Genomic DNA, 5,325 nt, shown 5'->3' on the forward strand with positions numbered 1-5,325 from the left:
CGCCGGGAGCGGCGGCGGGGAGGGGGATGGGTGGGGCGGGGGTGGACGGAACGGGGCTGGTGGCCGGCACGAGCGCGGCGGTGAGCGCGAGGGCCAGGGTGGAGGCGACGACGACGGAACGAGTACGACAACGCGGTCGTGTCATGGGCATTCTCCTCAGAACTTCCTGACCCTCGCATGTCGGGAGATCATGAGGAACCTGAGTACAAATGGCGACACATGCGAATCTTGCTCGAACGAGGGAGGATGGCGGGGTGCCCGAAGGCGACACCGTCTGGAACACCGCGCGCGTGCTGCACCGCGCGCTGGCTGGCGCACGTCTCACCGGCAGTGACTTCCGGGTGCCCCAGCTGGCGACCACCGACCTCAGCGGTTGGACCGTCCGCGAGTCGGCCAGCCGGGGCAAGCACCTGCTGCTCCGCCTCACCGCCCCCACCGGCCCGAACGGCGGCGGCGGGGGCACCGGGGCCGCCACCGGGGAGCACTGGACCCTGCACTCACACCTGCGGATGGACGGCGCCTGGCGGGCGTACGCGCCGGGGGAACGCTGGAGCGGCCGGCCGGCGCACCTGATCCGGGTGGTGCTGCGCAGCCCCGGAGCGGTCGCGGTCGGCTACCACCTGCACGAGCTGGCGCTGGTGCCCACGGCCGAGGAGGACGGCCTCGTCGGCCACCTCGGCCCCGACCTGCTCGGCGCCGACTGGGACCCGGCCGAGGCGGTCCGCCGGCTCGCCGAGCATCCCGAGCAGACCATCGGCGAGGCGTTGCTCGACCAGCGCAACCTGGCCGGCGTCGGCAACTTCTACAAGTGCGAGGTCCTCTTCCTGCGCGGCCTGTCGCCGTGGACTCCGGTGGGCGCGGTGCCCGACCTGCCGGGCACGGTGACCCTCGCGCAGCGGCTGCTCGCCGCCAACCGGGGTCGGTGGACGCAGAGCACCACCGGCTCGCTGCACCGGGGGCAGACCAGCTACGTGTACGGCCGCCGCGCCCAGCCGTGCCGCCGCTGCGGCGCCGCGATCCGCAAGCAGGAGCTGGGCGAACGGGTCACCTACTGGTGCCCGGTCTGCCAGCCGGAGCATCCGTCCGCCCCGCCGCCCGCCTGACCACCCCGCGCGGACCGAGGTCATCCCAGATACGGACGATTGGGTAATTCCTAACCGGCCGTCGGAGTCGCATGCTGCGGTTGAGTGCTCACCGATCGTCAGAGTGCCGGGCCCGACCAGGTCACCACGCCGGGGTGGTGACCCTCGGGCCCCGACCCCGGGGAGAGCCATGGCGATGTTCCGCAGACTCCGCTCCACCTGGTTCGAACGGGTGAACCGCGACAGTGCCGACCGCGCCAACGGGCGGGTGACGTCCGTCCCGGCCGCGCGCACCGCCGAGGAGGTCGCCCCGGCGCCCAGCCTCGACCCGGCCGTCGTGCCCCGCTACTTCGGGCCGGTGCCGAACTTCGCGCACAGTCCCCGCCCGGCCCGCGACCCCGACGGGAGGGTGGTGCCCGGCACCGGGTTACGCAAGTTCGTCGACGTGCTGCCCACCCCCGGTCAGCTCGGCCGCGGTGACCTCGGCGGGTACCTGCCCGTGGCGGTGCCGGACACGATCAGCTACCCGGGCTGCGACTACTACGAGATCGGCCTGCAGGAGTACGCCCAGCGGCTGCACCGGGACCTGCCGGCCACCCGGCTGCGCGGCTACCGGCAGCTGAACCTGGGCACCGACGCGTCGGGTCACAACACCGTGGCGCCTCCGGAGCGGCCCTGGCACCTCGGGCCGGTGATCCTCGCCCGCCGGGGACGGCCGGTCCGGGTGAAGTTCATCAACCAGCTCCCCACCGGCCGGGCCGGCGAGTTGTTCCTGCCGGTGGACGACACGGTCGAGGGGGCCGGCATCGGCCCGCTGGACGGCCCCGCGCCGTACCCGCAGAACCGGGCGGTGCTGCACCTGGCCGGAGCGCAGACCGGCTGGACGAGCGCCGGCAACCCGGAGCAGTGGATCACCCCGGCCGGGGAGATCACCCCGTACCCGACCGGGACGGGCCTGACCCACGTACCGGACATGCCGCCGCCCGGCGCCGGCGCCACCACGCTCTACTACCCCAACGAGCAGAGCGGCCGGCTGCTGTGGTTCCACGACAACACCCCCGGCCTCGCCCGGCTCACGGTCTACGGCGGCCAGCTCGCGCTCTACCTGCTCACCGACCCGGCCGAGGACCAGCTCGTCGCGGACGGTGTGCTGCCGGCCGACCAGCTGCCGCTGGTGATCGAGGACAAGACGTTCGTGCCGGACGACACCCAGCTGGCCGCCGAGGACCCGACCTGGGACCGGGAACGCTGGGGCGCGCGGGGCAGCCTCTGGCACCCGCACGTCTACCAGCCCCGGCAGAACCCGTACCGGTCCGGCGGGCGCAACCCGACCGGCCGGTGGGACTACGGCCCCTGGTCGCGCAACACGGCGCCGGACGGCACGCGTACCGACGGCTGGCCCGTGGACGGCTGGCCCGTGGACGGCTGGCCCGTGGACGGCACCGGCGGACCGCCGCTGACCGGACCCGGCCCGGTGGCGAACCCGCACCACGACCCGGTCGGCGCGCCCGCCGAGCCGCCGCTCAGCCCCGGCACGCCGCACCCGTCCGCGGTGCCCGAGGCGTACGGCGACACCCCGCTGGTCAACGGCGCCGCCTACCCCTACCTGGAGGTGCGGCCGCGCGTGTACCGGTTCCGGATCCTCAACGCCTGCCTGGACCGCAGCCTCAACCTCCAGCTCTACCGGGCCTGCTCGGACTCCCCCATGTGGACCGACGACGGCGCCCTGGCCGACGCCGACGCCGGCGAGGTGCCGATGGTGCCGGCCGTGCGGGCGGCGGACCGGCCGGCGGACTGGCCGACCGACGGGCGCGACGGTGGCGTGCCGGACCCGCGCGCCGCCGGGCCGGCGTTCATCCAGATCGGCAACGAGGCGGGGCTGCTGCCCGCCCCGGTGGTGCTGCCGAACCGGCCGGTCGGCTACCGCTACGACCGCCTCGACCCGACCGTGCTCAACGTCGACGGGCACACGCTGCTGCTCGCCCCCGGCGAGCGCGCCGACGTGCTGGTGGACTTCTCCGCCGTCCCGCCGGGCAGCACGCTGATCCTCTACAACGACGCCCCGGCGCCGCTGCCCGGCTTCGACCCGCGCTACGACCAGCACACCGACGCTCCGGACCGGACCGCGGAGGGCGGCCCGCCTCCGACCGAGCCGGGGTACGGCCCGAACACCCGCACGCTGCTCCAGTTCCGGGTGACCGGAACGCCGTCGCCGCCGTACGACCTGGCCCTCCTGCGCCGCCGGCTGCCCCTGGCGTACGCGGCCAGCCAGCGCCCACCGATCGTGCCGCAGCCGGCGTACGACCCGGCGTTCGGCACCCGGACCGCACGGGAGACGACCGTGCCCGTGCACGCCGGCACGGTCACCTTCACCCCGGTGGGCGCCGCCGGGCCGGTCACCCTGCCCGTCGACGTCAAGGCCGCGCAGCAGGGCTTCGAGCCCGACCACGGGCGGCTGACCGGCCGGCTCGGCGTCGGACACCCGCACGCCGGGCCGCTCACACCGGCGACCCTGCCGCTCGGCCCGACCGACCCCGTCACCGAGGTGCTGTTCGCCGCCGACCCGGCCGTGCCCGTCGGCGCGCCGACCGACGGGACCCAGCTCTGGCGGATCAGCGGCAACGTCCGGCAGACCGAGCCGCTGCGCTTCGGCGGCTGCGACGTGCAGCTGATCAACCGGGTCGGCTGGGACGGCACGCTCCGGCCTCCGCACGGAGCGGAGCTGGGCTGGAAGGAGATCGTCCGGGTCAACCCCCGGGAGGACGTGGTGGTGGCGCTGCGCCCGGTCGCCCCGACGCTGCCGTTCAAGCTGGGCGACAGCGTCCGGCTGCTCGACACGGGCCGCCCGGCCGGAACCCGGACCGGCTCGACCACGGTCAGCCCGGCCGACGGGCGACCCGCGCTGGTGGTCAACCAACTGGTCAACCTGGGCTGGGAGTACCGCTGGCACAGCCATCTCGCCAGCCACCGCGATCTGGGGATGACCCGGCCGTTGGTGCTGCGGGTCGCGCCGAAGGCGCCGACCGGGCTGACCGCCACGCCGGTGCCCGGCTCGGCGACCGCCCTGCCGGCGATCGCCCTGGCCTGGACCGGCAACGGCGGTCGCCCGCCGGCCACCAGCCACCTGCTGCAACGGGCCACCGACGCGACCTTCGGCGGCGAGGTCACCTCCATCACCGTCGCGGCCGCCGCCACCCGGTACACCGACGCGACGGTCACCCCCGGGGTCACCTACCACTACCGGATCCGGGCGGAGAACACCGTCAGCTACTCGTCCTGGTCGAACAGCGTGCCGGCCTCGGTGCACCTGCCCGCCCCGAGCGGACTGGCCGCGGCGATCCCACCGGCCGCGCCACTGCGGGTGGCGCTGCGCTGGACGAACCGTTCCTTCGCCACCGGCATCGACGTGCAGCGGGCCACCAACCCGACCTTCACCAGCGGCCCGGGCACCACCGCGATCGGGGTCGGTGACAACCACCTGGACGTCGCGGTCGCCCCGGACACCACGTACTACTACCGGGTGCGCACCACGTATCTGGGCGCCGCGTCGGCCTGGTCGACGGTGGCCTCGGTGAGCACACCGTCCGCGCCGGTCACCCCGAGCGGGGCCGGCGCCACCGCGAGCGCCCCGGGGCCGGACACCGCGACGGTGGTCCTGGCCTGGGCGGCGAGCACGCCGGCCGGGCCGGGGGCCGGGTTCATCGTGCAGCGGGCACTGGACCCGGCCTTCGGCCGGGAGGTGGCCACCTTCACGGTGACCGGTCGCGGCTTCACCAACACGGGGCTGGCCCGGGGAGTCACCTACCACTACCGGATCCGGTCGTTCAACGTCGTGGGCAGCTCGCCGTACACGGGCCCGATCCCGGTCACCACCCCGCCGTGAACGGGCGGCGGGCGCGCCGGGTCAGCGGGCGGGTGTGCTCAGCGGGCGGGTGTGCTCAGCGGGTGGGCGCGCGCAGCGGGGTGCCCACCGCGCGCAGCTCGGCCAGGGCCGAGGCCACCCCGTGCAGCAGGTCGGTCGCCTCGGTGAGCCGGGCGGCGGCCGGGTGGGCGGCCTCCGGCCGGGCGTCCTCGGCCAGGTAACCGGCGGCGGCGACCACCAGCCGTTCGTAGGCGGCGACCCCGCTCTCCAGTTGGGCGGTCAGCCCGGCGTGCGCCTCCGCGAGGGGCCCCCGCGCCTCGGCCGGGGCCAGCCGCAGCGCCCGTTCGACGCTGGCCACCCGGGTGGCCAGGTCGCGCCGGT

Annotated in this window: 3 protein-coding genes; 2 read left to right on the forward strand and 1 reads right to left on the reverse strand. The window is 75.4% G+C overall.

The features are described 5' to 3' along the window. The first annotated feature begins 254 nt into the window (after positions 1-254). Positions 255-1,103, forward strand: a complete 849-nt coding sequence (locus tag DKT68_RS27765) for a DNA-formamidopyrimidine glycosylase family protein (protein WP_109820339.1) — start codon at positions 255-257, stop codon at positions 1,101-1,103. 169 nt (positions 1,104-1,272) lie between these two features. Next, positions 1,273-4,965 (forward strand): hypothetical protein, encoded by a 3,693-nt coding sequence (locus tag DKT68_RS27770; protein ID WP_109820340.1) that lies wholly within the window; start codon positions 1,273-1,275, stop codon positions 4,963-4,965. Between the two features lie 55 nt (positions 4,966-5,020). On the opposite strand, the gene pspM is transcribed toward DKT68_RS27770, so the two are convergent. Beyond that, positions 5,021-5,325: phage shock envelope stress response protein PspM (pspM, locus tag DKT68_RS27775; protein WP_407940802.1), on the reverse strand; the 305-nt coding region annotated here is incomplete at its 5' end.

Source organism: Micromonospora acroterricola (genome assembly GCF_003172955.1).
GTDB lineage: Bacteria > Actinomycetota > Actinomycetes > Mycobacteriales > Micromonosporaceae > Micromonospora > Micromonospora acroterricola.